At 70.2% G+C, this 21,989-nt stretch carries 24 protein-coding genes and 1 pseudogene; 8 read left to right on the top strand and 17 right to left on the bottom strand.

The window, feature by feature from the left end; genetic code table 11:
• The first annotated feature begins 73 nt into the window (after positions 1-73).
• On the top strand, positions 74-1,189 hold the full coding sequence (locus HS104_03060) for a hypothetical protein (protein MBE7478958.1): 1,116 nt from the start codon (positions 74-76) through the stop codon (positions 1,187-1,189).
• A 217-nt stretch (positions 1,190-1,406) separates the two neighbouring features.
• Here the strand turns inward: HS104_03060 and HS104_03055 are convergent, their stop codons facing one another.
• Positions 1,407-2,165: a hypothetical protein gene (locus HS104_03055; protein MBE7478957.1), complete on the bottom strand. Its 759-nt coding sequence runs from the start codon at positions 2,163-2,165 to the stop codon at positions 1,407-1,409.
• A 139-nt stretch (positions 2,166-2,304) separates the two neighbouring features.
• Positions 2,305-2,973 (bottom strand): hypothetical protein, encoded by a 669-nt coding sequence (locus HS104_03050; protein MBE7478956.1) that lies wholly within the window; start codon positions 2,971-2,973, stop codon positions 2,305-2,307.
• A gap of 120 nt (positions 2,974-3,093) precedes the next feature.
• Between HS104_03050 and rnc the strand changes: the two genes are divergently transcribed.
• A complete protein-coding gene (gene rnc, locus HS104_03045) occupies positions 3,094-3,783 on the top strand; it encodes a ribonuclease III (GenBank protein MBE7478955.1) in 690 nt (229 codons plus the stop codon).
• The gene (locus HS104_03040; GenBank protein MBE7478954.1) at positions 3,780-4,193 is read left to right on the top strand and encodes a hypothetical protein; all 414 of its coding nucleotides are present in this window, start codon (positions 3,780-3,782) and stop codon (positions 4,191-4,193) included. The genes rnc and HS104_03040 overlap by 4 nt, the downstream gene beginning before the upstream one ends.
• Before the next feature lie 50 nt (positions 4,194-4,243).
• On the opposite strand, the gene HS104_03035 is transcribed toward HS104_03040, so the two are convergent.
• Genes HS104_03035 through HS104_03020 form a run of 4 tightly spaced genes read right to left on the bottom strand, consistent with a single transcriptional unit; the run spans position 4,244 to position 7,971 of the window.
• On the bottom strand, positions 4,244-5,236 hold the full coding sequence (locus HS104_03035; GenBank protein ID MBE7478953.1) for a peptidyl-prolyl cis-trans isomerase: 993 nt from the start codon (positions 5,234-5,236) through the stop codon (positions 4,244-4,246).
• A gap of 46 nt (positions 5,237-5,282) precedes the next feature.
• Positions 5,283-5,780, bottom strand: coding sequence for a hypothetical protein (locus HS104_03030; GenBank protein ID MBE7478952.1), 498 nt, complete (start codon positions 5,778-5,780; stop codon positions 5,283-5,285).
• 10 nt (positions 5,781-5,790) lie between these two features.
• Positions 5,791-7,023, bottom strand: a complete 1,233-nt coding sequence (locus HS104_03025) for a metallopeptidase family protein (protein ID MBE7478951.1) — start codon at positions 7,021-7,023, stop codon at positions 5,791-5,793.
• Positions 7,024-7,035: 12 nt separating this feature from the next.
• Positions 7,036-7,971, bottom strand: a complete 936-nt coding sequence (locus HS104_03020; GenBank protein MBE7478950.1) for a site-specific DNA-methyltransferase — start codon at positions 7,969-7,971, stop codon at positions 7,036-7,038.
• Positions 7,972-8,182: 211 nt separating this feature from the next.
• Here HS104_03020 and trpS point away from each other — a divergent pair, with 211 nt between their 5' ends.
• Entirely contained in the window at positions 8,183-9,196 is a 1,014-nt protein-coding gene (gene trpS, locus HS104_03015) for a tryptophan--tRNA ligase (protein ID MBE7478949.1), read from the top strand.
• Positions 9,193-9,642: a hypothetical protein gene (locus HS104_03010; protein ID MBE7478948.1), complete on the top strand. Its 450-nt coding sequence runs from the start codon at positions 9,193-9,195 to the stop codon at positions 9,640-9,642. The genes trpS and HS104_03010 overlap by 4 nt, the downstream gene beginning before the upstream one ends.
• A gap of 63 nt (positions 9,643-9,705) precedes the next feature.
• On the opposite strand, the gene HS104_03005 is transcribed toward HS104_03010, so the two are convergent.
• The 3 genes from HS104_03005 to HS104_02995 all read right to left on the bottom strand — a co-directional run bounded on the left by HS104_03005 (position 9,706) and on the right by HS104_02995 (position 12,284).
• On the bottom strand, positions 9,706-10,212 hold the full coding sequence (locus HS104_03005) for a CarD family transcriptional regulator (protein ID MBE7478947.1): 507 nt from the start codon (positions 10,210-10,212) through the stop codon (positions 9,706-9,708).
• Positions 10,213-10,557: 345 nt separating this feature from the next.
• Positions 10,558-11,475 carry a Ppx/GppA family phosphatase gene (locus HS104_03000; protein MBE7478946.1) on the bottom strand — a complete coding sequence of 306 codons (918 nt, stop codon included), beginning with the start codon at positions 11,473-11,475 and terminating at the stop codon, positions 10,558-10,560.
• A gap of 11 nt (positions 11,476-11,486) precedes the next feature.
• The gene (locus HS104_02995; protein MBE7478945.1) at positions 11,487-12,284 is read right to left on the bottom strand and encodes an OmpA family protein; all 798 of its coding nucleotides are present in this window, start codon (positions 12,282-12,284) and stop codon (positions 11,487-11,489) included.
• Between the two features lie 315 nt (positions 12,285-12,599).
• Here HS104_02995 and HS104_02990 point away from each other — a divergent pair, with 315 nt between their 5' ends.
• A complete protein-coding gene (locus HS104_02990) occupies positions 12,600-12,761 on the top strand; it encodes a hypothetical protein (GenBank protein MBE7478944.1) in 162 nt (53 codons plus the stop codon).
• A 265-nt stretch (positions 12,762-13,026) separates the two neighbouring features.
• Here the strand turns inward: HS104_02990 and HS104_02985 are convergent, their stop codons facing one another.
• The 3 genes from HS104_02985 to HS104_02975 are packed head-to-tail and all read right to left on the bottom strand — an operon-like array spanning position 13,027 to position 15,766.
• Complete coding sequence (locus tag HS104_02985; protein MBE7478943.1) at positions 13,027-14,607, bottom strand: hypothetical protein; 1,581 nt, start codon at positions 14,605-14,607, stop codon at positions 13,027-13,029.
• 49 nt (positions 14,608-14,656) lie between these two features.
• On the bottom strand, positions 14,657-15,175 hold the full coding sequence (locus HS104_02980) for an AgmX/PglI C-terminal domain-containing protein (GenBank protein MBE7478942.1): 519 nt from the start codon (positions 15,173-15,175) through the stop codon (positions 14,657-14,659).
• 45 nt (positions 15,176-15,220) lie between these two features.
• The gene (locus HS104_02975) at positions 15,221-15,766 is read right to left on the bottom strand and encodes an HNH endonuclease (protein MBE7478941.1); all 546 of its coding nucleotides are present in this window, start codon (positions 15,764-15,766) and stop codon (positions 15,221-15,223) included.
• Positions 15,767-17,286: 1,520 nt separating this feature from the next.
• On the opposite strand from HS104_02975, the pseudogene HS104_02970 reads away from it, so the two are divergent.
• Both HS104_02970 and coaD read left to right on the top strand, forming a co-directional pair.
• Positions 17,287-17,469: pseudogene (locus HS104_02970) on the top strand (hypothetical protein).
• Positions 17,466-17,960, top strand: coding sequence for a pantetheine-phosphate adenylyltransferase (gene coaD / locus HS104_02965; protein MBE7478940.1), 495 nt, complete (start codon positions 17,466-17,468; stop codon positions 17,958-17,960). Before HS104_02970 ends, coaD begins: the two are co-directional and overlap by 4 nt.
• A 24-nt stretch (positions 17,961-17,984) precedes the next feature.
• Here the strand turns inward: coaD and HS104_02960 are convergent, their stop codons facing one another.
• From HS104_02960 to HS104_02940, 5 genes are all read right to left on the bottom strand, one after another.
• On the bottom strand, positions 17,985-18,938 hold the full coding sequence (locus HS104_02960) for a site-2 protease family protein (GenBank protein ID MBE7478939.1): 954 nt from the start codon (positions 18,936-18,938) through the stop codon (positions 17,985-17,987).
• A 92-nt stretch (positions 18,939-19,030) separates the two neighbouring features.
• Positions 19,031-19,684: a hypothetical protein gene (locus tag HS104_02955; protein ID MBE7478938.1), complete on the bottom strand. Its 654-nt coding sequence runs from the start codon at positions 19,682-19,684 to the stop codon at positions 19,031-19,033.
• Positions 19,681-19,899, bottom strand: a complete 219-nt coding sequence (locus tag HS104_02950; GenBank protein MBE7478937.1) for a hypothetical protein — start codon at positions 19,897-19,899, stop codon at positions 19,681-19,683. Before HS104_02950 ends, HS104_02955 begins: the two co-directional genes overlap by 4 nt.
• On the bottom strand, positions 19,896-20,738 hold the full coding sequence (locus tag HS104_02945; GenBank protein ID MBE7478936.1) for an MBL fold metallo-hydrolase: 843 nt from the start codon (positions 20,736-20,738) through the stop codon (positions 19,896-19,898). Before HS104_02945 ends, HS104_02950 begins: the two co-directional genes overlap by 4 nt.
• On the bottom strand, positions 20,735-21,925 hold the full coding sequence (locus tag HS104_02940) for an acetyl-CoA C-acyltransferase (GenBank protein ID MBE7478935.1): 1,191 nt from the start codon (positions 21,923-21,925) through the stop codon (positions 20,735-20,737). The genes HS104_02945 and HS104_02940 overlap by 4 nt, the downstream gene beginning before the upstream one ends.
• Positions 21,926-21,989 lie beyond the last annotated feature (64 nt).

The raw sequence follows: 21,989 nt of genomic DNA, 5'->3' as shown, positions 1-21,989 counted from the left end.
CGGGCGTAACCCCCCGAGCTTGACGATGATCCCAGCCGGCAAGTAGCCTCGCCCGGCGGAGATAGCGGTGGGAATGAAGGCTCGCTACGCAGCTCTAGCTGCTGGAATTTTCGTGACGACCGCTGCCTCGCTGGCGGCTGCGGAGCCCATGGACCCGGCGCTCGAGCGCCTGGTCACGGACCCGCGCTGCCGGACCGAGGTCGGCGAGTACGTGGATGACCCCACGACGCTCGCGCAGCTCCAGGCGGACACCGGTCGGGCGTGGTGCACCCCGGACCACGTGGCGTTCAAGCGCCTGATCAATCAGTTCGGCTTCGCGTTCGCGCCGACCGCCATGCACTCCGCGCGCACCACCGGCTTCGGCGGGTTCCACCTCTCGCTCGAGGCCGACTACACGAAGATCGACTCGGACGCCGACTACTGGAAGAAGGGCACCCGCGGCAAGATCGACCCGAACAGCAACAAGGCTTCGGTCAGCAACAAGAGCCCGTCGGACATCCTGTCGCTGTACTCGGTCAAGATCCGCAAGAGCTTCGGCTTCGGGCTCGAGCTGACGGGTCAGGTCGGCTTCATGCCGAACACCAGCCTGGTCTCCGGCGGCGCGGACGTGCGCCTGTCGTTGCTCGAGGGCTTCCGCACCGGCGTGCCCGGCATCCTGCCGGACATCGCGGTGGGCGGCGGCGTGCGCACCATCACCGGCACCCCGCAGTTCCAGCTCACCGTGGCGGGTCTCGACGTGCAGATCTCCAAGCCGCTGCCCATCGCGGACTCCTCGGTGATCACGCCCTACGTGGGCTACCAGTACGTCTGGATCTTCGGCGACTCGGGTCTGGTGGACCTGACGCCGGCCACGGACCCCGTGGGCTACTGCAACTACGCCGGCGCCAACCTGCCCGGCAATCCGGATCCGGACCCCGCGAAGGCAGGCATCCACGACGGCCAGCCCATCTGCGTGGACGGCTCACCGCTCGACTTCAACAACAACGCCGTGTTCAAGAAGACCCGGCTCGAGCGCCAGCGCCTGATCTTCGGTCTGAACTACCGCTACGAGATGGTCATGGTCGGCGGCCAGTTCATCACCGACATCGTGGATCCCGCGGACGCGCAGAACTCCGACACCGACAAGAAGGACCTCGACGGCGTCCCGCGCCAGTGGACCGTCTCCTTCGAGCTCGGCGCGATGTTCTGAGCGCGGACCACTAGGCTCGAGTTGCGCACCTTCGCGCAATCGAAAACCCGCGGCGCCTGCGTTCCGTCGAGGTCAGCCCGGGAGCGTGAGCTGCAAGAAAGTCGCGACCCATCCCACGGGAAGAGGAAGCATCCGCCGGCTTCGCCGGCAGTTTCCTTGGGTCTTCGCCACTCTCGACGATCGTGATCTGATCATGGCAAGACTGCCCAAGTCGAGCCTAGGCCAACGCCAACGCGACCATCGCGACGCCGAACAGCGCGCACGCGACCAGGGCCAGCGAGCCGGCGATCCACATCGCGCGCCTCGAAGCTCGAGCCGACGCTTCGTCGTCCAGCTGGTAAACCCCGCGCAGGAAGGCGCGGGTCGCGACGCGCGGCACCGTGAGCGACAACGGCATGGCGCGCCGGGCGGCGCGGAAGCCGTCGGTGATGGCCAGGACGCCGATGCCCGCGGGCAGCGTGACCAGGTCCCAGCCGCAGGAGTACAGGCCGAAGCGCAGCCCGCGGGTGGTGCGGGCGCGGGCGCCCACGCGGCGCGCGCCCAGATCGAGGCTGACTCCGTGGACCGAGTGCAGCACCACCATCAGGAGCGCCAGCCCCGGCATGCCGAAGGCGAGCAGCTTCACGAGCCAGGCGCGCAGCCAGGGATCCCGGCTGACGGCGTCGAAGAGCCAAGGCGCGAACGCCAACACCACGGGGATGGCCACCACGCCCATGCCGAGGACCGCGAGCGCCTCCGCCAAGAGCGCGAAGCGCAGCGGAGCCGCGATCTCGCCGTCCGGTAGCGCGGCGAAGAACGACTCCGAGCCGAGCGTGCTGAGCTTGGCGGTCCCCCAGAGCCGGCCCGCCGCGGAGCCCGGGCGCTCCCAGGGCACGATGGCGACGATGCCGGAGGTCTGCGTGGTCTCCTCGACGCAGCCGCCCAGGCAGCCCGGATCGCCGCACAGCGCGCAGACGACGGCGGCGGGAACGTCCATCAGCTCGAGCGAAGAGTCGCTCGGAGCGTCGATCTCCGACGCCCGTTCGGCTTCCGCGGAGCCCCGCGGAGCCCCTCGAGCTCCCGCCTGCCGCACATCCGAGCGCTACCACGAGTTGGGCCGCTCGGCGAGCGTGCGCTCAGTGCAGCGTCTCGCCATCGCTCGAATCGCGCCGGCGCCGGCCGCGCTCGTCGCGCCACGGCATCGCGGGCAAGTCGTCGATCCTACCGCCGAATCTCGCCGCGACCGCGATCGCCGCCAGCGACACCGCGGCGCTCATGTAGATGCCGAATCCCCAGGCCAGCTCCACTGGACGGAGGCGGCTGCTCTGCGGTGGCAGTGACAACATCATGCCCACCTCGATCAGCGTGAGCGCCGCGAAGGCCACGGTCACGATGCGTACCCCGCGCATTTTCGCGATGGTGCGTCGGGTCCAGACCAGAGGCAGCATGATGAACCAGCCCACCGCGCCACCCCAGAGCCAGCCGGCGCGTCCCCGCGCCAGATCGAAGCCGCTCATGCTCACGTCGCTCGGCGCGGTGAGCACGACCCAGGGCAGACAGAACGCGACCAGGCCCAGCACTGCGAGGACGAGCAGGGCGCCGCGGCCCCGGCCGAAGTAGCTCCAGGGCAGCTCCCGGTGCTCCGGCGGGGTCACCTGCCCCTCCTCGACCTCGTCCGCCATCGCGTCCAGGCTGGGGGGCAAGTTCGCCAACGATTCCAGCGACACACCGCACTCCGGGCAGGCCTTGGCCTCGCCCTCGGGGAAGAGCTCGCGGCAGAACGGACAGGCCATCAGGCGCGCCACGGCAAGAGCATATCCCACGACGGTCGACCTCGACGGGGACCGACAGCCTCACCCCGGCCGAGGTTCCCGGGATGACATTTGGCGCCGTTTGGCTACACCTTGGTCCCTCGCGGGACGACGATGCTCACCGAGATCGCAAGACAGTTCGGGCTCTCGGAGCTCGCCCCTCACCTCAAGGTCGCGCTCACCCACCCGAGCTTCGCCAACGAGCAGCGCGGCGAGCCGGACAACCAGCGCCTGGAGTTCCTGGGCGACGCCGTGCTCGGGCTGTGCGCCAGCGAGCTCTTGTACGAGCGCTTCCCGGAGGCCGACGAGGGCTCCCTGACGCGCCTGAGAGCGCGTTTGGTCAACGCAGATGCCCTGGCCGCCTGGGCGCGCGACAACGCCATTGCGGAGGCGCTCCTGCTCGGGCGCGGCGCAGAGTCGAGCGGGCTGCGCACCAGCACCAACGTCCTGGCCGACGCGGTCGAGGCGCTGGTCGCCGCGGCCTACCTCGACTCCGGGCTCGAGGCCGCCCGGTCGGCTTGCGCGCAGATCCTCGAGCCGCAGCTCGAGGGCATCGACGCGGGGAGCACGCGCGACCCGAAGAGCGAGCTTCAGGAGCGCGTCCAGGCGGCGCGCGGGGACACCCCGCGCTACGACGTCACCGACAGCGGCGGCCCCGCGCACGATCGCTGGTTCGAAGTGGCCGTGCGGGTCGGCAGCCGGGAGCTCGGCCGCGGTCGCGGGCGCTCCAAGCGCGCCGCGGAGTTCGCCGCGGCACGAGCCGCCCTGGACGCGGGCGCCCAGATCGAAGGGAAGGAGTCATGACCACCACTCGCCGAGGTCTGTTGGTTGCGTGCTTGGCGCTGGGCTTGGTGCTCGTCGCGTCGCCCGCGCTGGCTGGCAGCTACCTCGACCGGCTCTCGCTCTTGATCGGGCAGGCCAACCACGACTCGGAGTACCTGCGCGCGCGGCTCTCCGATCGCGAGCTCGCGCGCGTCATCCACGCCATGGCGGAGGCGCGGGTCAAGGCCGCCGGCGGCATGACCGTGCCCAAGGAGATCGCGCAGGCCCACCCCCACCTGCTGCTCGTGCTCGAGAACCACGAGCGCGCCGCCGAGGCCGCCAAGGACGGCAACGCACAGCGCTTCCTGGTCTACCACCAGCGCGCCCGCGACGAGGAGCGCGTGCTGCGCGGCGTGCTCAAGCAGCTCGGCTTCCCGTTGCCGGACAAGTAGCGCGGCTCAGCGCAGGCCGCGCTGGTCGCCGCTGCGCCGCGTAGCGCGGCTCAGCGCAGGCCGCGCTCGTCCCGCTGCGGCGCGCCGGGCGCCCGCGCGCGATGGCGAGGGATGACTCCCGGGCGCTGCCGCGCCCCCACGTCGCCGGACGGATCGACGTTCACGTAGCTCAGGAGCTCGTGGCTCACGTTCTTGACCTGCTCGGCCTGGAGCTTCTTGGCGAGCTCCGTCACCTGCCCCGACACCTTCTGGCGCGAGAGGATCTGGCGAATCGCCGGCGCTTCCTGCGCCAGCGTGCGGTTCACGGCCTCCAGGCTGCCCCGGCGCCAGACCACCGCCCAGTTGTCGCCCTCCTTCACCGGCTCCGGCACCAGCTCGCCGTCCTTCACCTTCTCGGCGGCGGTGAACAAGGCGGGATCGACCCGGAGCTGCGGCATCTCCGTCTGGCCATCCGGGCTCACGAAGCCGAGGTCGCCGTCGCGCATGTTCGTGGACTTGTCGATGGAGTCGTCCCGCGCGTGCTTGTTCCAGCGGTTGGCGCCCTCGAGCTCGCTGCCCTTCACGGCCCCGAGGATCTTCTTCGCGGAGGCTTCGTCGCGCACCAAGATGCGCCACAGCTTGATGCGCCGGGGCGTGTTGAAGCGGTGCCGGTTCTCGTCGTAGTACGACTTGATCTCTTCCGGGCTGACGCTGTTGGCCGCCTCACGCAGCTCCATCTCGGTGGCCTGCCGCAGGGCGTCGCGGATCCGATCGCGCGTCCCCGGCGCCGCCTCCAGCTTGCGCCGGCGCGCCTCCTCCACGTACAGGAGCTCCGGCACCAGCACCTTCTCGACGAAGCCCTTGCGGATTTCCGCCGGCGTCTTGCCGAACTGAGCCAGCTGGAAATGCGGGATGCTGCTCAGCCGTCGCTCGATCTCCGCGACGGTCATGCTCGACTCGCCGACCGTCAGCGCCACGTCCGACTTGCCCGCGGGCGCGGGTGGGCTCTGGGCGACCGCCGTGCTGGCGATCAGCGCGAGGGCCAGGGCGATCGGGTGGCGCATGGCGACGACGGTTCTAGAAGAGCGCCCGGGTGCCGGCAAGCCGAGCTCAGCTTTCAGCGCGACGCCGCCGAGATGCGGGGGCCTCGGCCTCCGGCGGGACGCTGCGCCGCCCCGGACGCGCGCCGAGCACCCCGGCCCGGCGCAGGGTCTCGTCCCCGATGCCGAGGAAGGCGTAGGCCTCCTTGGGAAAGCCGTAGGCGCGGTGCAGGCGGCCGAGCAGCTCGATCAGCCGCGCGTCCGCCGCCGGCGCGGGACGCGGGCGGCACACCTTGCGGATGGTCGTCACGCTTTCGCCGAGCTCGAGCAGCTCCGTGACGTGCGAGAGCACGTCAACCGGCTTGAGCGGTTTGCCCGAGCCGCGCGTCTTGCCGGACTCCAGCTCCGAGAGCAAGCGCCGCCGCCGCTGCTCCGTTCGACCGTCGAGGCGTGACGCCCCGCTCGGATCCAGGAGCTCGTTGAAGGCACGCGCGGAGCGTCGCTTGGCGATGGCCTCGGGGCTACCGCGCTTGTTCAGCGGAGGCGGCGGCTCGGCCTTCTTCTTCACGGGCCCGAACCTAGCGCGACTCCGCCAGCACGGCGAGCAGCGTCACCGAGAGCGCGATCAGCCAGACCAGCCAAGTGCGGGCGAAGAAGGTCCGAAGCTCGCTCCAGAAGCTCCGCACGGCTCGCCGTTCGAGCTCGCGCTGACCCACGCGTCGCGCGTGCTCGCGCTGGATCTCGGCGTGCTCCTCGTCGTCGAGCGGGTCGTCGCCGGACAGGTGCCCGAAGTGGTGCTCGAGCTCGTGGCGAATGGTCTCGCGCACCTCCGCGCGCACGTCGTAGGCGCCTTCGTCGTGCGCGATGTTGGCAAAAGTCCGGTAAAATAGCCGGATTTCAGCGGGACGCGGCACCAGGCCCTCGGGGTCCGGCGGCCGGTAGCAGCCGAGCAGCGGCTCGCCGCCGTCGTCCACCTCCGCCGGTCCTTCGATCACCGCCAGGTCGATCTCCCTCACGCCCAGGTCGGCGTAGGCCGACGCCGCTTCCTCGCGGACCAGGGCTTCGAACTCGTCCAGGTCCATGAAGCTCCGGTCGTCCGGGGGAGGCGGCGGGGCCGCGTCGTCGGACGGCTCCAGGCTGAGCTCGCGCGAGAGCGGGACCGAGAGCCACTCGGAGAGGCCGCAGCTCGGACAAGCGTGGGGCACGTCGAGACGGGGCGGATAGTGGGCGTCCTCGAACAACGCGCCCACGGCGTCGAAGCAGTCATCCGAGGCGGCCGCCAGCAGGCGAGCGATCCGCCTGGGGTCGGTCTCGCCGTCGAGCTCGACGATCCCCATCCCTCGCACCACTCGCGAGGTGACGCGGAGCGGTCGGTCCCTGGAGAGCGCGCGGTGAAGCTCCCGCGCCTGCCCCACGCTGCACGGCGCGAGCCTCACCCTCGATTCGTCGCGGTCGTCCCGGACTGCCGGAATGGAATGGGTGCGGGAGAAGTCGAAGTCCGCGTCCACCTCCGGATCGTCGAGCTCGGCATCGCGAAACGGGCCGAGCTCCAGCGTGGAGCAGGGCTTCACCCTGAATTCCCCGTGACAGTTGCTGCAACGGATCGCCAGCTCGGGCTCGTCCACCAGACCGAGCCTGCGCGCGATGGCCCGGAGCACGTGCAAGTCACCGAGCGGAAGCGCGTCGAGGGGGACGCTCAACCGCACGCGGAGGGCACGGAGCTCGGCGCCGATGGGCCCGTCGAGCTCGATGGGCTCCCCCACGCCCAGCTCGACCTGGGCGCCGCTCGGCAGATGGAAGCGGGACGGCACGGCCGCCGCAGTCTAACCCGCCAGCGCGCTCGGTCGCCGGAGCCGGCCGGCCTTGGCGGGCCCCGGCGCCTCCACCACCACGCGCTCCTCGAAGGGCCTGAGCCCCTGGGCACGCAGCCGCCTGCGGGCCACGCGGATGGCCTCGCCACCGGCGTCGATACCGACCGAGCGCCGGCCGAGCCGCGCGCTCACGGCCAGCGTGGTGCCGCTGCCGGCGAAGGGATCGAGCACGAGGTCACCCGGGTCCGTGCAGGCCTCGATCAGCCGCTCCAGGAGCGCCTCGGGCTTCTGCGTCGGGTAGCCGGTGCGCTCCCTCGCGATGGGCGCGACGATGCCGATCTCCCAGACGTCGCCCATCGGCGTGCCTGGGGTCTGCTCTTCGGTGCGGCTCGAGCGCTGGCGCCGGCCGTCGCTCCCGACCACGGCGCGCTGCTTCTTGTCGCCCCAGGTTTGCAGCGTGGACGCCGCCAGCGGCTCGTAGAGCTGGCGGAACTTCGGCTCGACGCCCGCGTCCTTCACGTAGCGCAAGAGCACGTCGTGGACGCGCTGGAAGTTCTTGGTCTTGGCAGGCCAGCGGCGATAGCGCCAGACGATCTCGCTGGCGAAGCACTCCGCGCCGAACACCTCGTCGCACATCACCTTGGCGTAGTGACTGGTCTTCGGATCCACGTGCACGATCAGGCAGCCGTCCGGCGCCAGGAGCTCTCGCGCCGCTTCGATGCGCTCGCCCAGCTCGCTCAAGTAGTGGGAGAGCCCCTCCCAGCGGTCGTCGAAGGCCGGGCGCAGCAGGCGGATCACGTTGCCCGTCTCGGGATCGCGGCGGCGATCCACGCGTGCGTGTTGCCGCCCGGTGAAGAACGGCGGATCCAGGTAGACCAGCGAGAAGGCCGGGCCCGTGCGCTCGAACAGCGCGCGCATCGCGAGCAGGTTGTCGCCCTGCACCAGCATGCAGCCCGGGTGGCCGCCGCGGGCCGCCTCCAGGCGCGCCGAGAGCGTCGTTCGGCGCGCGCCCTTGCCGGGCCACTCCAGCCGAATCGTCTGCCTTGGACCGCTCATTCTCGAGTGAAATCGTAGCGAGGCGCGCCTGGTGACGGCCAAGTTCAGCGCGCTTCCGACTTGCCCCGCTCGGCGCGGGAGGCTACCTGACGGCCCTCCCATCATGACCTCCACGCCCCGCATCTTCTCGGGCATGCAGCCGACCGGCAGCGGCGAGCTGCACATCGGCAACTACCTGGGCGCGCTGAAGAACTGGGTGGCGCTCAGTCAGGAAGGTACCTACGACGCGCTCTTCTGCGTCGTGGACGCACATGCCGCAACGGCGGAGTACGACCCGAAGGAGATGCCGACGCGCATCTTCGGCACTGCGCTCTCGTACCTGGCCGCCGGGCTCGATCCCGCGCACTGCACGGTGTTCGCGCAGAGCGACGTGCCGCAGCACATGGAGCTCGCCTGGTACCTGTCCACGGTCACGCCGATGGGCGACCTGCACCGCATGACGCAGTTCAAGGAGAAGAGCGATCAGTACAAGCAGAACGTCAACGCCGGCCTCTTCACCTATCCGGTGCTGATGGCGGCGGACATCCTGCTCTACCGCGCCACGGTCGTGCCCGTCGGCAACGATCAGGTGCAGCACCTGGAGCTCTCCCGGGAGATTTGCCGGAAATTCAACGCCCGCTTCGGCGACGTCTTCCCGGAGCCGAAGCCCAAGCTCACCCAGACGCCGCGCATCATGGGCCTCGACGGCAAGCGCAAGATGAGCAAGTCGCTCGGCAACTCCATCGACCTGTTCGACGACGCGAAGACCGTGGAGAAGAAGCTCAAGCGCGCCTTCACCGACGAGCAGAAGCTGCAGCTGGGGGATCCGGGTCGGCCGGAGGTGTGCAACGTCTTCACCATGCACACCGCGCTCACGGCGGCCGCCGAGGTGAAGCGCATCGACACGGACTGCCGCTCGGGAGCCCTGGGCTGCGGCGAGTGCAAGAAGCGGCTGACCGAGAGCATGAACGCGGAGCTCGCGCCGATTCAGGCCCGCGCCGCCGAGTTGCGCGGGTCGCCGAAGCGCGTGCTCGACGTGCTCGAGGCCGGCGCCGAGCGCGCGCGCGGGATCGCGCGCGAGACCATGGCCGACGTGAGAGAAGCGATGGGTATGAACGTGCGGGCGCCGAAGCCGTGAGCCGCTGGGGCGTCGCCCTCGCCGTGCTCGTGGTGGCGTGCGAGCGCGAGTCGGCGGACTCGCGCCCGGAGCGCGTGGTGCAGGAGTTCGTGGAACGCATGCAGCGCGTACACGGCAACCCGACCAGCGCCCGCGGCGCCTACGACCTGATCTGGTCGGAGGGCAAGCAGAACCTGGCGGAGCGCGCCAAGCGCGCCAGCGCGCTCTCCGGGCGCAAGGTGGCGCCCGAGGAGATGCTGGCGCCGTCGCGCTTCTCGCTGCGCTTCTCTCCGCGGCGCTACACGGCGGAAATCCAGGGCGACTGGGCCGTGGTCACCGTCACCGGTGAGGCGCCGGACACGCAGCGCGAACGAATGAAGTGCGTGCGCGAAGACGGCGGCTGGCGAGTGGTGGTCGAGATGCCGCCCGTGCCGCCGATCCAGCAGCGCGAGGACGCCGGGATCTGACGGCACAAAACGCCTCGGGACGCGCGGTCTTCCGACGGCGCGTCCCGTGGCGGTTCGCGGTGCTCAGTTCGAGAAGAAGATCGCTTCGATCTCGTTCTTGACCTGCTCTTCGGTCTGAGCGCGCGCGATGGCGATCTCCTTGACGATCAGCGTGCGCGCGGTGTCCAGCATGCGGCGCTCGCCGAAGGAGAGTTGCTTGTTCGCCTTCAGCCGGTACAGATCGCGCAGCACCTCGGCCACGTCGTAGATCGAGCCGGTCTTGATCTTGTCCATGAAGCCGCGGTAGCGACGGTTCCAGGTCTGCGTGTCGAAGCCGATGGTGCGCTCCTTCAGGATGTCGAAGATCTCACGGATCTCCTGCTCGCTGATGACCTGGCGCAGCCCCACTGCGTTCGCATTGCTCACCGGGACCATGATCTTGCGGTCGGTGTCGAGGATGCGCAGCACGTAGAAACGCTGCCGCGAGCCGGCGATGTCCTTCTCGTCGATGCTGATCACTTCCGCGACACCTTGAGCGGGGTAAACCGCCTTGTCGCCGACCTTGAACTCAACTTCCGGACTTGCGGGCATGTGTACTCCTTGGCAGAAAAGACCGCTGGCTCCGACGAGCCAGCCGGGCGCACGTGGTGCGCTGCGCCCCGACGCTGAACAGATTCGTATGCCTGTCACCCGAGCCTGTTCGTGCTTCGCGACCCCACTCAGAGGTCTCTAACGAACAGTTCGGATAAGTGATTCATTCCAATGCTTACGGGCGACTGACGGCAACCGGAGGTTAGGGGTCGCCAGGCGCGGCACTCTAGTCAGCTCGGACTATTCTGTCAATCAATTGCTGCCGATTTGTGACTCCGCGCGCGTGAGGAAGCTTGGGCCGAGTAGGGCGTCCGCGCAAGTCGGCTGGATCCCGAGGCAAATCCCTCAGCCGGCCAAGCGGCGCTCGAGCAAGCCCCAGCGCACGCCGCGGTCCGACACCAGCAGCTCGCTCGCGCCCGCCCAGCGGCAGATCTCGCTCACCAGCGCGGCCCCGACGGGGATGACGTCGGCGCGTCCGGGATCGAGCCCGCCGAGGCCGAGGCGCGCGGCGAGCGACAGGCTCGCGAGCTCTCTCGCCAAGCGCTCGACGTCGTGCGACGCGAGCCGGGTGCCGTGTACCTCTCCGGCGCGCGCCACGCTGGTTCCGTAACGCAGGCACGCGAGCGTCGTCACGGTTCCTGCCACGCCCACGAGCTGGCAGCCCGGTGCGGGCTTTCTGCACGAAGCCAGCGCTTCACGCACCGCAGCGCGAGCCCGCTCCAGCTCGTCGAAGGTCGGCGGATCGCTGGCGACGTGGCGCTCGAACAAGCGCACGCTGCCGATGTCGAGGCTCGCGCTGCTCGCGATCGCGCGACCCGCGCCCGCGTTGCCGAGCACGAGCTCCGTGCTGCCGCCGCCCACGTCGAAGACCAGCACGTCGCCCTCGAGCGAGAGGCCGCTTAGCGAGCCCTCGAAGGTCAGCTCCGCCTCCTCGCTGCCCGTGACGACGCGCGGTCGCACACCCAGCACTCGCTCCGCGTCGTCGAGGAAAGCGCTGCCGGAGCCGACGTCGCGCAGCGCGCTCGTGCCGACGGCGTCGACGGAGTCGACGCCGTGCGCAGCGATCAGCTCCGCGTATTCCTCCAGGCAGGCGACGGTGCGGGCGCGCGCCTCGTCGGAGATGGCGCGCGTGCGATCGACGCCGGCGCCGAGGCGGGTGATGGTCGCGCGCTCGCAGGACGCGACGATCGCCCCGGCTCGCCGCTCGGCGATCGTCAGGAGCACCGTGTTGGTGCCGATGTCGATCGCCGCGGCGCGGGGCATTTCGGCCTAGCTCATTGGGCCAGGCTGTTCAGGTTGAGCATCTCTTCGACGTTCGGCAGCACCACCAGCTCGACGCGCCGGTTCTTGCCGCGGCCTTCGTCGCTGTCGTTGCCGGCCACCGGATCCGTGTCGGCGTAGCCGGCGGCGCTCCAGTTCTTGGGGTCGAGCCCGCCGTCACCGGTCAGGTAGATGAGCACCGAGCGGGCGCGCATGGCCGAAAGGCCCCAGTTGTCCTTGAACTCGCCGCCCTTGAGCGGCTTGGCGTCGGTGTGGCCGGCGACCTGGAACTCGCGGTTCTTCAGGTCCGAGTCGTTCTTCACGACGTCGGCGACCTGCCTCAGGATGTCCTCGCCGTCCTTCTTCAGCTTGTCCTTGCCGGAGTCGAAGAGCACGTCGCCGGGGAGCTGAATGACCATGCGGTTGTCCCGCACCGCGACCTTGAGCCCGAGCTGCGTCAGCTTCTGGAGCTTGCTGCGCAGGAGGTCGAAGCGCTTGCGGATCTGGTCCAGTTGCTCGGCGCGGCGGCGGTACTCCTCGAGGGCCTTGCGCTCCTCGTCGAGCTTCGCGCTCAGGTTGTCGATGTTGATGCCGCGCTCTTTGAGCTTCTTCTTGAGATCCTCGATCTCGTGCAGGGAGTCGGCGTAGTCGGTCTCGCACTTCTTGTGCGCCTGGCGCTGCGCGGCCAGCTGGTTGCGGAGGCTCTCGTTCTCGCGGACCTTCTGGTCCCACTCTTCTTGCGAGTAGCCGCAGCCGACGAGCAGCGCGGGGAGGGTTGCGGCGAGAAAAACTGACAGGGTTCGGATGCGCATGGTCGTGGTCTTGAGGGTGGGGCTCGGCGCCCGGAAGGGGACAGCCGTAGCGTGCCCGCGGCACGCGCGTCAAGCCGTGATTTTCGTCAGAGTTTCGCGGGGTTTGCGCTGAGCTTGAAGGGCGCTTGAAGGGCACTGAAAGGGTGATCGGTCTGCAGCTCTTGCATGCGTTTCAGCGGAGGCTTCCGGGTTCCGCGAAATGCAAGCTGAACTTTTTTCGTTGACACATCACAATAGGTGGCAATATACGTCGTGCAACATACCTCGGGATGAGCTTCATTGCCTTTATCCCCACGCTCGTAGGAGGCATCGAAAATGGCCGCAAAGAAGACCCGTACCAAGTCCGCTCGTAAGCCCGCCGCCAAGAAGGCACCGAAGGTCGCGAAGCGCCGCACGAAGCGCAAGGCGAAGAAGGCTGCTGCCAAGGCGCCGGCGAAGCGCAAGGCGCGCCGCAAGAAGGCCGCCAAGAAGGCCTGATTGGCACGTCGGTAGCGCGGCAGATGCCTGCCCAGCCCTGGGGCCGCCTCGAGAGGGGTGGCCCGGGGCGACCGCAAGAAGGGGCTCTGGCGCGCGAATAGAGGGAGGGCGATGCCCCACGACGGCGTGGTGGCACCCTTCCGCCGGGAGGCGACTCCGTTCCGCGATCTCGATCGCGCGCTCGGGGGCGCCGCGTCGGCAGCAGCTAGCGGGTGGACAGGTCGGTAGGAGACTACCGGTCGGTCTACCCGCTAGCTGTTTTGTCTCAATCGCTGATGTAGAGCTTCAGCGCCCCCGCGGCCGCTCGGCGATCGAACGGCACGCCCGCCAGCACGTCTCGCTTGGAGATGTCGTCGAACAGCTGGAGCAAGAAGCTGTGGAAGGCGACGCACTCGTCGATGGCCGCCTCCAACCGAGCGGGGTCGACCAGATCCGTGTCCTCGAGCCGCTCCATGGCGCGCATGAACGAGTCGAAGCGCGGGTAGTCGGCGCTGCGCAGAAGCGGGTAGCCCATGGTGCGGAAGTACGAGAGGAACTCGCGCACGTACTGGAAGTTGTGGACGAACGCCCAGCGATCGTCGGTCGGCGTGTGCTCGGCCTTGGCGGCGAACGCGCGGACGATCTGCGCGAACATCCATACGTCGCGGCGCAGCCGATCGCTGGTCTCGCGCCGCGCTGCGTGGTCGTCGAACACGCCGGTCTCGTCCAGGCTGGTGCCCAGGGCCTTGCCCAGGAACAGGATGGCGTTCCGGAGCGCCGGTCGCATGTCGTTGGCGGCCCGGTGGAGCGCGGCTCGGAGCTCCGCCTCGCCGACGTTCTGCCCGACGGGCGGGAGCTCGTGGTGGAAGGCACGGCGGGCTTCCAGGCGCAGGCTTCCGGCCACGCCTTCCAGCGCGGATTTGATGCCGATCAGCCGGTGGCCGTTGGCGCGCAGCTCGTCGCGACGCGTCGCGAGATCGCGCACGTTCACCCGCAAGAGGTCGCGCTCGAAGCTCTGGGCCAGCAGGCCGCCGGCTCGACGGCGCAGGTGATCGCCCAGAGCTCGGGCGTCGGAGCGCAGCACGCTCAGCACCAGGTAAGCGCGGCCCGCTATGCGCCGGCGGCGGCCGCCCGGCTCGTTGGCGATGCGGCTCAAGAGGCGCAAGTAGCGCAGCAGGCGGAACAGCGAGAGGAACGTCAGCGCCACCAGGCGGTGCGCTTCGTCGCCGGGCACGGCGCGGATCAGGTCGAGCACGTGGGGCGACTTGATGCGGTCGAACTCCGGCCGGAACTCCAGGGCGGAGAGCGGGTTGAAGAAGGCGTTCGAGCCCACCTCGCGCTGGATGGTCGAGAGCACCGCGTAGTAGAGCCGGTAAGGCACCCGCGGTCCGCGCAGGATGCCCTCCAGCACCTCGACCCAGCGCGAGAGCGCGTGGCGCAGCGCGACCAAGCTCTCCTCCGGCGTGCCGTGGTCGGCGCCCTCACCGGCCAGCTGCGTGCGCAGCCGATCCTCCGGCAGCACCGTCTCCAGGTAGCGGTGGAACACCAGCGCGCGGTCGCGGCTGCCGAGCAGATGCCGGACCAGGCCGAGCGCGTGCTGCATGCCGTCGCGGAAGAGCACGGTCGCCTCGCGGAAGTCCTGCGCGACGACCGGGGCGCGGCGGGGATTGCCCGGGTGATTGCGCGGGTTGACGAAGCAGGCGCTGGCCTTGAGCAGAACCTCCAGCTCGAACAGGACGTCGTCCTTGCTCTCGATCGGCAGCCCGTTGAACCAGGCGTCGCGCTGCACGCGTTGCGTGCGACGCATGCCGCGCGTGCGCGCCAGGAGCTCGCTGTACGGATCGCCGCCCGGAGCGACGGACGGCATGTAGCTCCGCTTGGCGGGCGGGTCGGTCATCGGCCGGCGGTCGTTCTGCTCAGGGATTGAAGGTGTACGGGTAGTTGATGGTGGTTTCCATCCCGCGCGACGAGGGTGGGAACTTGATCTTCTTGATCACGGCGACGGCACAGTTGACGATGTCCGGCGACTTGACCTCGCTCTTCTCGACGTTGAGCACGGCCTCTTTGACCTTGCCCTCGGGATCGAGCACGAAGTGGATCACCATCGTGCCCTTCAGATCGGGGATCTGCTTCCTGGCCTTCTCGTAGCACTCGCGCACCGGCTTGCGGTTCTCCTGGACCAGCGCCTGAATCACCTCCGTGGTGCGCGTCTCCTTGTCGCCCGCCGCGGGCTCGTCGCCCTCGGCCGGCTCGGCGGGCTTCTTCTCCTCGCCACCCGCGCGGGGCTCGTCGCTCTTGGGCTCGGTCGCTCCGGCGCCGGCGGCCCCGGCGGAGGGCGCAGCGGCGTCGGGCTTCTGACCGGCGCAGCCCGCGAACGAGATCAGGGTCACGAGCGTGAGCGAGGCAGCGACGTTCAGCTTGGTGCAGGACAGCATGCGCGCATCATAGGCGCTCGCTGGCCGACGGCCCAGCCCCGCCGCTCAGCCCGTCGCCAGGTACGGTTGCCACTCGCTGAAGGGCTCGCGCTCGGCCATCAGGATCTGGGCGGGTGTGGTCCAGCGCGGCTTCTGCGGGCGCCGGAGCAGCGTCATCCCGGCCTCCTCGGGCGTCCGGCGCCCCTTCTTCAGGTTGCAGAGCCGGCAGGACACGACCAGGTTCTCCCAGCTGTCCCCGCCCCCGCGCGAGCGGGGCAGCACGTGATCCAGGTTCAGGTCGCGCACATGCGGGCGACGCCCGCAGTACTGGCACTGGTGGTCGTCTCGGAGCATCAGGTTGCGCCGGGTCAGGCGCACGATCACCCGAGGCGCGCGGTCGTAGCGCGTGAGGTGAAGGACTCGGGGAACCCGGAGCTGCCCGCCGACCATCGGGATGCCGTCGTCGCTGGAACGCACCGGGAGCGCGCGCCAGCGGGTGAAATCGTGCATCGCGCCGTCGTCGTCCAGGGCCAGGGCCGAGCCGCCGAAGAGCAGCACCACGGCGCGCCGGGCCGGCGTCACGCTGACCGGCGAAAAGTAGCGATTGAGCAGCAGTACCGGCAGCGACAGCACGTCGCGGCGTGTGCCGGGTCGTAGCCTTGGGCCGCTGCCTGTGGAGCTCACGGCGTGGAGCTTAGCATGACGGTCGAGCCTCGACCCACGCCCGGTGATGGGCTATCTCGTCGCGGCCAAGGCCCCCGGGGGCCATCGCCGAGGTAGCCGTGAAACGAGTCCTGATCCCGAGCGCCATCGCGCTCGCCCTCTCCGCCGTCGCGTGCGGCCCCGCCGTGACGAGCAGCGAGCCGGTGTGGCCGGAGTCGGCCAAGAAATGGTTCGACCGGGCCCAAGCCAGCTACCGCGTCGGGGACGTGGATGACGCCGAGGTCGCGGTCGGCAACGCGCTGCGCGTGCTGCCGGACGAGCCCAGCGTGCGCGTGCTGGCCGCGCGGATCTCTCTGGCTCGGCTCGAGTACGATCGCACCACGCAGCTGCTGGCTGGTGTCGAGAGCTCCGACGCGGGCGCCATCCGGGGGCGCGCGTACTGGTACTCCGGGCAGGTGGACAAGGCGGCGGACGAGCTCGAGAAGCTGGTCGCCGATCCCGAGGTGCGCGACCTCTGGGCCACCGAGGTGGCGAAGCTCGCGCGCCGGGGCACGGGTCGCAAACCGTTCCGGATGAGCGGCGGCTTGGTAGCGGTGATGGAGATGCCGCAGGTGGCGTCCACGTCGCTGGTGGTTCCGGTCGAGGTCAACGGCGAGCCCGCCCTCGGGCTCATCGCCACCGGCACCGCGGAGGCGGTCGTGGACAGCGGCGGCCCCGGGGGCGATCCGAAGTGGATCTCCCTGCGCTTCGGCGAGCGCATCGAGGTGAGGGACGTCCCCGCGCTCTCCAAAGACCTGTCGGGGATCTCTCGTCAGTTGAACGCGCCCATCAAGGTGCTGATCGGCGTGAACCTGCTGCGCCACCTGCACCCCACGGTGGATTTCGCGGGCAGCCAGTTCGTCGTGCGCAGCTTCGACCCACCGCCTCCGCCGCAAGCGACCACGGTACGGGTCAGCTACGTGCGGGGCGGCGGCATGATGATGCGCGGGGCCTTCGGCTCGGACGCCACGTCGCCCGGAGCAGCGCTGCTGATCGACACGTCGATGACCTTCCCCCTCGCGCTCGACGAGGGGGGCTGGAAGAAGGCCGGCGTGGCGACCTCCTCGTTGCGCTCGATCCCCAACGCGGGCGGGCTTCGCGCGGGCATCTTGCCGCAGCTCCGGCTCGGGGCGTTCACCGTGCCGCAGGTCCCGGGTGTGCTGGGCGCGCCGGTGGCGGAGCTCGAGAAGGGCCTGGACGTGGATCTCGACGGCCTGGTCGGCTCGGGCCTCCTGGCCACCTTCCGGGTCACGCTGGTGGACGGCGGCCGCACCATGTGGCTCGAGGATCTGCCGCCGGAGGCGTTGATCGCGCCGCCCAAGCTGCCGAACCTGCCGGACGTCGGGGACCTGCCCGACGAGGAAGGCGCCGAGGAAGAGGAAGCGCCTCCCGCCAAGCCGGGCGCGAAGAAGTGGGTTCCGCCGAAGAAGCCCGCGCCCGCGCCGAAGGCCGCGCCAGCGCCGGCACCCGCGCCCGCGCCGAAGGCCGCGCCAGCGCCGGCACCCGCGCCCGCGCCGGCGCCGGCGCCCGCGCCGAAGGCTGCGCCCGCGCCGGGTGGCAACCAGCCCCCCGCGCTCAAGGCGCCCGCGCCCGCGCCGGGAGGCAAGCCGTGAACGGTGGGCCGCAGCTCGCCGTCTACGCGGGCAGCTTCGACCCTCCGACCTACGGTCACCTCGATCTGGTCGAGCGCGCCGCGAAGCTCTTCCCGCGGGTGATCGTGGCGGTCGGCGTCCACCCGACCAAGACGCCGCTGCTCAGCGCGGAGGAGCGCCAGGCGCTCTTGCGCGAGATCGTCTCGCCCTACGGCAACGTCGAGGTGGACTCGTTCCAGGGCTTGCTCATCGACTACGGGCAGCGCGTGGGCGCCCGCGTCATCGTGCGCGGGCTGCGCGCCGCCACGGACTTCGAGTACGAGCTGCAGATCGCCCACGCGAACGCCGATCTGCGCCCGGAGATCGACACCGTGTTCCTGCCCACCCGCACCAACTACGGCTTCATCTCGGCCTCGCTGGTGCGCGAGATCGCCAGCCACGGCGGCGACATCACCCGCTACGCCCCGCCCAACGTGGTCGCGGCGCTCAAGCGGCGCTTCGGCAAGGCTTAGCCTCGACCTTCGCTGTCTGCCGAGTCAGAACACCGCCCACGGCGTGGGCATGAACAAGAGCACGAAGAGCGCCAGCGTGAAGATGGCGACGACGCGGCGTTTCGGGGACAGCTGCGGGTCGTCCACGGGCGGATGGTTCGCGCCCGACACCCCGCGCAAGAGCCAGAGCAGCACGAAGATGCTGATCCAGACCGTGGCCGCGCTCACGGGCATCCAGTTCTGTTGACCCCAGCCCTCCTTCATCGCGCGGAGCACGATGGGGCGGACGTGGACCCAGGCGTTGTAGAGCACCATCACCAGCGGCACGAACACGGCGAAGCGCGCCAGGCGGTTCTGGCGCTCGCCCAAGAGCGCGTAGGCCACGTGGCCGCCGTCGAGTTGGCCGAACGGCAGGAGATTGAGGAAGGTCACCAGGAAGCCGGCCCAGGCTGCCAGCGCCGTCGGATGCAGGAACACGTCCTGATTGGCGGGAATGGGCCCGTGCACGATGCGCTTCAGCAGCCAGTACAGGATGCTCTGCCCCTCCTGGATGAAGCCGCTCTCGCTGCGTGGACCGACCGTAGAGTAGGCTAGACCGATCAGCATCACCGGGATCGCGACCAGCATCCCCGCCAAGGGCCCCGCCGCGCCGATGTCGAGCAGGGCATTCGCGGAGCGAATGCGCTTCGGCATCACGATCACCGCGCCGAAGGTGCCGAACGGGCTCAGCTTGGGGAACGGGATGAAGTACGGCAGCGACGCCGGCACGCGATGGAAACGCGCGGCGATGTAGTGGCCGAACTCGTGGAACAAGAGGATGCCGAGCAGCGGCACCGCGAACGGCCAGCCCCCGAGCCAGCCCTTGAAGCCGGGCACCTCCGCCTTGCCGTTCCAGGCTTGTCCGACCTCGAACACGCTCCAAACCGTGACGGCGAACAAGAGCAGGTTGATCGGCCAGCGCACGCGCCGCGGCGCGTCCGCCGACGCCGGCTCGCTCACGGGGGGCTCCTCCATCCGCGCGGACACTGGTTGGGACACCGGCGCGCTTCCTTCTGGCGGCGCCGGGAAGCGCCAGTCTCCGTTCGGCGAGCTCATTTCTTCAGCGACTCGCGGAGCTTCTGGGTCAGCCGATCGAGCTGCGGCGCGAGAGCGGCGTCGAGCACGCCGATCTCGGTCTCGAGGCGCAGGTCGCCGGGCGGGCGCGCCGGATCGGCCACAATCTCGAGGACGTCGAGGGCCGCGCCGAGGGTCTCGCGCTCGGCCTCGAGCCGTGCGGCGTCGTCCGGGTGGGCGACGACTCGCACGCGGCGCGCGCCCCGGGCCTCGCCGAGCGCGCGCCGGGCCAGCGCGGTGATGCGCGCGGGATCCTGGCGCAGCTCCTCGCCCAGCAGGCGCTCCGCGAGCAGACGGGCGAGCTCGACGCTGCGCTCGAGGCCGCGCTCGTCCGCGCGCGCTTCGAGCGCGGCCAGCGCCACCGCCTTGGCAGCCACCGCGGCGATGCCGTCCGCGCGCCCCTCCGCCTCTGCCGCCAGGCGAGCGTCGCCGGCGGCGCGGGCGGCGCTCTCGAGCAGGAGCCGCCCGCGTTCCTCGGCCTGGGCGAGCAGGTGGCGCGCGCGCTCGTCGGCGTCCACGATCGCGCGCGGCACGCGCCGGCCGAAGGGCACCGGAGCCGTGGTGGCCAGCGCGATGGGCTTCACGTCGTGCACGCTCTCTGCGCGCAACAGGCGTCCGCGCGTGACGCTCACGCGAGCCTCCGCGCTTCCAGCGCCTGGGCGACGCGCGCGAGCTCGCGGGCCAGCACCACGGCCCGGGCGTTGCGCTCCGGGTGACCGAGCGCGAGCGCCAGCCGCCGCGCGGCCTCGCCGCCGCCGCCGAGCGGCGCCGTGAGCGCATCGCCGCGTTGGTCCAGGAAGTAGCTCACGGCCACGAAGGCGCGCTCGAAGTCGTCGGGGTTCGTCACGTCGTCCAGTACTTCTCGCCGTCGGTTCGGATCCGGCCGTCGCGCCTCAGCTTGACCAAGTGCGCGCGCACACTCAAGAGGGCTAGTGGCCAGGCGGCCTTCGGCGTGTCGGCATAGGCGCTCGGGACCAGGAAGACGTCCGAGGTCCCCGCTGGACCGGCGTCCTCGACCGCCTTCAGCACCTTGCGCTCGCGTTCCAGCCGGTGGGCCACGTAATGGGCGAAGAGCCGGCTCGGCTCCGGAATGGGGTCGCCGTGGGCCGGGAGGGCCGTCTGCGCTCCCAGGGCTTCGAGCCGTCCGAGCTGCTTCAGGTACTCCGCCATGTCGCCGTCGTTCGGCTCGATCAGGATGGTGCCCTCGCTCGCGACCATGTCGCCGACCACGACGCAGCCCAGGGCCGGCTCGAACAGGCACACGTGACCGGCGGCGTGCCCGGGCGTGTGCAGGACCTGCCAGGCCTGCGCCGTGGGGCCGTCGAGCGCGAGCACGTCGCCCTCGCTCAGCTGGCGCGCGATCGGCAGCTCCGGCAGGCGCGCGGCCGTCTCCGCGTGCGCCCAGAGCGGCACGCCCAGCTCGCGGGACAGCGTCTCCGCGCCGCCGACGTGATCGACGTGGTGGTGCGTGAGCACGATGGCGACGAGCTCGCGCCCCGCGCTCCGCAGGCCGCGCGCCCAGTCGAGCCAGGCCCGCTGCTCGTCGGCGTAGGGAGTGGCGGGCTCGACCAGCAGCAGCTGCCGCGTGCCCAGGGCGTAACTCTGCGTGTGCGTCGCCGGCGGAAGCGTGGGCGTTCGAGTCGGGAAGGCCGCGACTCCGTCGGCGACGTCACGCGGGCGGATCACACGCGCTCGACCACCACGGCCACCGCTTCGCCGCCGCCGATGCACAGGGTGGCCAGGCCGTGCTTCACCTTCTGGTCGCGCATCGCGTAGAGCAGCGTGGTCAGGATGCGGGCGCCGGACGCGCCGATGGGGTGACCCATGGCGACGGCGCCGCCGCGCACGTTGACCTTGGCCGGGTCGAGGCCCGAGATCTTCGAGCAGGCCATGGTCACGCAGGAGAAGGCCTCGTTGATCTCCCAGAGGTCGATCTGCTCCTTCTTCATGCCCAGCTTGGTCAGCGTGGCGTCGATGGCCTTCGACGGCGCGGTGGTGAACCAGTCCGGAGCCTGCGCCGCGCCGCCGTAGCCGACGATGCGCGCGAGCGGGGTCAGGTTCTGCTCCTTCACGGCCTTCTCGCTGGCCAGGATCAGCGCCGAGGCGCCGTCGTTGATGCTGGAGGCGTTGGCGGCGGTGATGGTGCCGTCCTTGGCGAAGGCGGGGCGCAGCTTGTCGAACTTGCTGGGGTCGCCCTTGCCCGGCTCCTCGTCGAGCTTGACGCTGATCGGATCGCCCTTCTTCTGCGGGATCTCGACGGGCACGATCTCGGCGTCGAAGAGCCCCTCCTTCTGGGCGCTGAGGGCGCGGCGGTAGCTCTCCTTCGCGAACTCGTCCTGGGCCTCGCGGCTGAGAGCGTACTCCTTCGAGCACTTCTCGCCGGCCTCACCCATGTGGAAGTTGCCGTACGGATCCCACAGCCCGTCGAAGATCATGCCGTCCACGAGCTTGCCGTCGCCCATGCGATAGCCGGTGCGGGCTTCGCGCAGGTAATACGGCACGTTCGACATCGACTCCATACCGCCCGCGACGACCACGTCCGCGTCGCCGAGCATCAGGGTCTTGGTGCCGAAGATCACCGCTTGCAAACCGGAGCCGCAGACCTTGCCCACGGTGGTGGCCGGCACGCTGTCGGGCACGCCGGCGAAGATGGCGGCCTGCCGCGCTGGGGCCTGACCCACACCGGCGCCGAGCACGTTGCCCATGAACACCTCCTGAACGCGCCCGGGCTCGATCTTGGCGCGCTCGATGGCAGCCTTGATGGCGACCGCGCCGAGGCGCGGGGCCGGCAGCGACGCCAGGGCGCCGAGGTAGGAGCCAATCGGGGTGCGCGTCGCGCTGACGACGTAAACCGGGGAAACGTGATGGGTCATGGCTTTTGCTCCCTTTCGCTGGGACCCAGGCGGTCTAACGCGGTTCAAACCCGCCGGCCACCCC

Source organism: Polyangiaceae bacterium (assembly GCA_015075635.1).
Lineage (GTDB): Bacteria > Myxococcota_A > Polyangia > Polyangiales > Polyangiaceae > JADJKB01.
This window is presented reverse-complemented; position numbering and strand designations above follow the sequence as displayed.

Excerpts from the sequence above, each read along its gene's own strand:
- HS104_03060 (MBE7478958.1), top strand. The coding sequence starts at position 74 with ATGAAGGCTCGCTACGCAGCTCTAGCTGCTGGAATTTTCGTGACGACC.
- HS104_03055 (MBE7478957.1), bottom strand. The coding sequence starts at position 2,165 with ATGGACGTTCCCGCCGCCGTCGTCTGCGCGCTGTGCGGCGATCCGGGC.
- rnc (MBE7478955.1), top strand. The coding sequence starts at position 3,094 with ATGCTCACCGAGATCGCAAGACAGTTCGGGCTCTCGGAGCTCGCCCCT.
- HS104_03040 (MBE7478954.1), top strand. The coding sequence starts at position 3,780 with ATGACCACCACTCGCCGAGGTCTGTTGGTTGCGTGCTTGGCGCTGGGC.
- HS104_03035 (MBE7478953.1), bottom strand. The coding sequence starts at position 5,236 with ATGCGCCACCCGATCGCCCTGGCCCTCGCGCTGATCGCCAGCACGGCG.
- HS104_03020 (MBE7478950.1), bottom strand. The coding sequence starts at position 7,971 with ATGCTGGTGCAGGGCGACAACCTGCTCGCGATGCGCGCGCTGTTCGAG.
- trpS (MBE7478949.1), top strand. The coding sequence starts at position 8,183 with ATGACCTCCACGCCCCGCATCTTCTCGGGCATGCAGCCGACCGGCAGC.
- HS104_03005 (MBE7478947.1), bottom strand. The coding sequence starts at position 10,212 with ATGCCCGCAAGTCCGGAAGTTGAGTTCAAGGTCGGCGACAAGGCGGTT.
- HS104_03000 (MBE7478946.1), bottom strand. The coding sequence starts at position 11,475 with ATGCCCCGCGCCGCGGCGATCGACATCGGCACCAACACGGTGCTCCTG.
- HS104_02995 (MBE7478945.1), bottom strand. The coding sequence starts at position 12,284 with ATGCGCATCCGAACCCTGTCAGTTTTTCTCGCCGCAACCCTCCCCGCG.
- HS104_02990 (MBE7478944.1), top strand. The coding sequence starts at position 12,600 with ATGGCCGCAAAGAAGACCCGTACCAAGTCCGCTCGTAAGCCCGCCGCC.
- HS104_02985 (MBE7478943.1), bottom strand. The coding sequence starts at position 14,607 with ATGCCGTCCGTCGCTCCGGGCGGCGATCCGTACAGCGAGCTCCTGGCG.
- HS104_02980 (MBE7478942.1), bottom strand. The coding sequence starts at position 15,175 with ATGCTGTCCTGCACCAAGCTGAACGTCGCTGCCTCGCTCACGCTCGTG.
- HS104_02940 (MBE7478935.1), bottom strand. The coding sequence starts at position 21,925 with ATGACCCATCACGTTTCCCCGGTTTACGTCGTCAGCGCGACGCGCACC.